Annotated in this window: 3 protein-coding genes; 1 reads left to right on the top strand and 2 read right to left on the bottom strand. The window is 66.5% G+C overall.

Annotation, left to right across the window (positions count from 1 at the left end; all coding sequences use genetic code 11):
* Together glmS and glmU are read right to left on the bottom strand one after the other, a co-directional pair.
* The coding region (gene glmS / locus DYI42_RS23615; RefSeq protein ID WP_213549538.1) for a glutamine--fructose-6-phosphate transaminase (isomerizing) at positions 1 to 1,719 on the bottom strand (1,719 nt) is incomplete at its 3' end.
* On the bottom strand, positions 1,719 to 3,071 hold the full coding sequence (gene glmU, locus DYI42_RS23610; RefSeq protein ID WP_213549536.1) for a bifunctional UDP-N-acetylglucosamine diphosphorylase/glucosamine-1-phosphate N-acetyltransferase GlmU: 1,353 nt from the start codon (positions 3,069 to 3,071) through the stop codon (positions 1,719 to 1,721). The genes glmU and glmS, both read right to left, overlap by 1 nt.
* A gap of 132 nt (positions 3,072 to 3,203) precedes the next feature.
* Here glmU and DYI42_RS23605 point away from each other — a divergent pair.
* On the top strand, positions 3,204 to 3,315 hold a 112-nt coding region (locus DYI42_RS23605), incomplete at its 3' end, for an HAD hydrolase-like protein (protein ID WP_213549540.1).

Here is a 3,315-nt window from a genome sequence, read left to right as displayed (position 1 = left end):
GGCGTAGAGGATGGGGGCGAGGGCGGGGGAAACCTCTGGCAGGATGATCTGGCGCCATGTGCCCTCGGCGGCGGTTTTGGCGCCCTTCGCATCTGTTACGAGAACGACCTTGCCGGCGCGAGCCATGACTTCCTGCATGTTGGAGATGGTCTTGTCGAACAGCCCATCGGACGGTGCCATGAAGACGACGGGCGTGTGCTTGTCGATCAGGGCGATGGGGCCGTGTTTCAGCTCGCCGGAGGCATAGCCTTCGGCGTGGATGTAGCTGATTTCTTTCAGTTTCAGGGCGCCTTCCATCGCGAGCGGGTAGAGCGCGCCGCGGCCAAGGAAGAGGATATCGCGCGCCTCGGCCAGCTTTTGTGCCGTGGCTTCCATCTCCGGCGAGGCGGCGAGCGCGGCGTTGAAGAGGCCGGGGAGGGCCTTGAGTTGGGTGAGGTGGTCTTGCGCCTCGGCCTCGGAGAGCGTGCCACGATCGAGGCCCGCCTTGAGGGCGAGCAGGAAGAGGACGGTGAGCTGGCAGGTGAAGGCCTTTGTGGAGGCGACTCCGATCTCGGCGCCGGCGAGGATCGGCAGGGCGATGTCGGAGGCCCGCGCGATGGAGCTTTCGGGGACGTTGACCACCGAGGCGATCATCGCCTTGTCTTCGCAGTAGCGCAGGGCGGCGAGCGTGTCGGCGGTTTCGCCGGACTGGCTGACGAAGAGTGCGAGAGTGTTCGCCGGGATCGGCGGCTCGCGGTAGCGGAATTCGGAGGCGATATCGACCTCGACGGGGAGGCGGGCGATCTGCTCGAACCAGTATTTGGCGGTGAGGCAGGCGTAGAAGGCGGTGCCGCAGGCGACCATGGTGAGGCGGTCGAACCTGGTGAAGTCGAGGCCCGGATCGGGGAGCTGGATGCCGCTTTCGGTCAGGTAATACGAGAGCGCCTCGCCCAGAACGGTGGGCTGCTCGGCGATCTCCTTGGCCATGAAGTGCTTGTGCCCGGCCTTGTCGATCTGGGTGGCGTCAATGCTGACGGTCTTGACCGGGCGGTTGGCCCGGTTGCCCTGGGCGTCCATGATTTCAACGCTTTGGCGAGTGAGCACGCACCAGTCGCCGTCTTCGAGATAGGTGATGCGGTCGGTCAGCGGGGCCAGTGCGATGGCGTCGGAGCCGACGTAGACTTCGCCCTCGCCATGGCCGATGGCGAGCGGCGAGCCCTTGCGGGCAGCGATGAGCAGGTTGTCTTCGCCTTCGAAGAGGAAGCAGAGCGCGAAGGCGCCGGTAAGGCGGGCGATGACCTGTTCGCAGGCATCGCGAGCGGCGAGGCCTTGCTTCAGGTAATGCTCGGTGAGCAGGGCGACGACTTCGGTGTCGGTGTCGGTGACGGTTTTCAGCCCGTGGCCGGCCAGCTCCTCGCGCAGTTCGCGGAAGTTTTCGACGATGCCGTTATGCACCACGGCGACAGGGCCCGCGCGGTGGGGGTGGGCGTTGGTTTCGGTTGGGGCGCCGTGGGTCGCCCAGCGGGTGTGGCCGATGCCGGCCTTGCCGGGCAGGGGCTCGTGCACCAGCAGGTCGGAGAGGTTGACCAGCTTGCCCACCGCGCGACGGCGGTCGAGCGCTTCGCCGTTCACGGTGGCGATGCCCGCCGAGTCATAGCCGCGATATTCCAGCCGCTTGAGGGCCTCCACCAGCAGGGGGGCGGCTTCATGGTTGCCGAGAACGCCGACGATTCCACACATTATTTCGACTCCTGCTTTGCGGCCTTGGCGGCGCGCAGCCTGTCCATGAGTTTGCGGGCGAGGCCCGGTTTGTTGGCTTGGCGGCTGCGGCCAAGGGCGAGGTCGCCCGCAGGCACATCTTCGGTGATGACGGAGCCGGAGGCGGTGAGGGCCTCGGCGCCGACAGTGACAGGGGCGACCAGCATGGTGTTGGAGCCGATGAAGGCGCGGGCGCCGACCTCGGTGCGGTGTTTGAAGACGCCGTCGTAGTTGCAGGTGATGGTGCCCGCGCCGATGTTTGCGGCCTCGCCGATGCTGGCGTCGCCGATGTAGGAGAGGTGGTTGACCTTGGCGCCTTCGCCGATCTCGGCATTCTTCACCTCGCAGAAATTGCCGACCTTGGCGTTGTTGGCCAGTTCCGCGCCGGGGCGCAGGCGGGCGTAGGGGCCGACCTGGGCGCCGGTGGAGACGTGGCAGCCTTCGAGATGCGAGAAGGCGCGGATTTGCGCGCCGGTTTCGACCGTCACGCCGGGGCCGAAGACGACGAAAGGTTCAACGGTGGCGTCGCGGCCGACCCAGGTGTCCCAGGCGAAATGGACGGTTTCGGGCGCGGTGAGGGTGACGCCGTTTTCGAGCGCTTCGGCGCGCTTGCGGGCCTGGAAGGCGGCCTCGGCGGCGGCGAGGTCGGCGCGGGAGTTGACGCCCATGGTTTCGGCTTCGTCACAGCGCACGACGCCGCAAGAGAGGCCCTGCTGACGGGCGATGGCGACGATGTCGGTGAGGTAGTATTCGCCTGCGGCGTTGTCGTTGCCGACCTCATCCAGAAGCGAAAAGAGCTGGCGCAGGTCGGCGCAGATGACGCCCGAGTTGCAGAGGGGGATCGCCCGCTGGGCTTCGGTGGCGTCCTTGTATTCGACGATCGCCTCGAGGCTGTCGCCGTCCATGAAAAGGCGTCCATAGCGGGCCGGGTCTTCAGGCTCGAAGCCCAGCACCACCACGGCATGACGGCTGCGGGCCTCGGTCATTGCAGCGAGGGTTTCGGGCTGGATGAAGGGGGTGTCGCCATAGAGGATGATGGCATTGCCCTCGGCGCCCTTCATGGCATCGCGCGCTTGCAGAACGGCATGGCCCGTGCCGAGCCGGTCCTCCTGGATCACCACCTGCGCGGTCTTGTCGATCTCGGCAACGGCGGCCTCAACAAGTTCCGCCCCATGCCCGGCCACCACGATCACGCGCTCTGGCTCCAGCGCGGCGCCTGCATGCATGGCATGGGCCAGCAGGGGCGCGTGGGCGATGCGGTGCAACACCTTCGGCATGTCCGACTGCATACGGGTGCCTTGCCCGGCTGCGAGGATGATCAGGCTGGTGCTCATGGCCCGCTGCCCCTTTTGTTCTGCTCAACTCCGGTTATACCCGGAGCACTTGGCCCCGTTCTACCCGCATGGTGCAGGGTGGCAAGGGGCTGGTGGGTCACATGTGGTGACGGATTGTGACAGGGGAGCGCCATGAAAACGGTGGTTTTCGACCTCGATGGAACGCTGGCGGACACCAGCAAGGACCTGATCGCGGCGGCCAATGCCTGCTTTGTCGCGCGGGGTCTGGGGGAGTTGCTGGACC

The organism is Vannielia litorea (genome assembly GCF_018424695.1).
Classification (GTDB): Bacteria; Pseudomonadota; Alphaproteobacteria; order Rhodobacterales; family Rhodobacteraceae; genus Vannielia; species Vannielia litorea_A.
The sequence above is the reverse complement of the archived record's forward strand: the minus strand, read 5'-3'. Positions and strand labels throughout refer to the sequence as shown.

Bases quoted from the DNA above. Each gene is read 5' to 3' on its own strand.
- glmU (WP_213549536.1), bottom strand. From the start codon at position 3,071: ATGAGCACCAGCCTGATCATCCTCGCAGCCGGGCAAGGCACCCGTATG.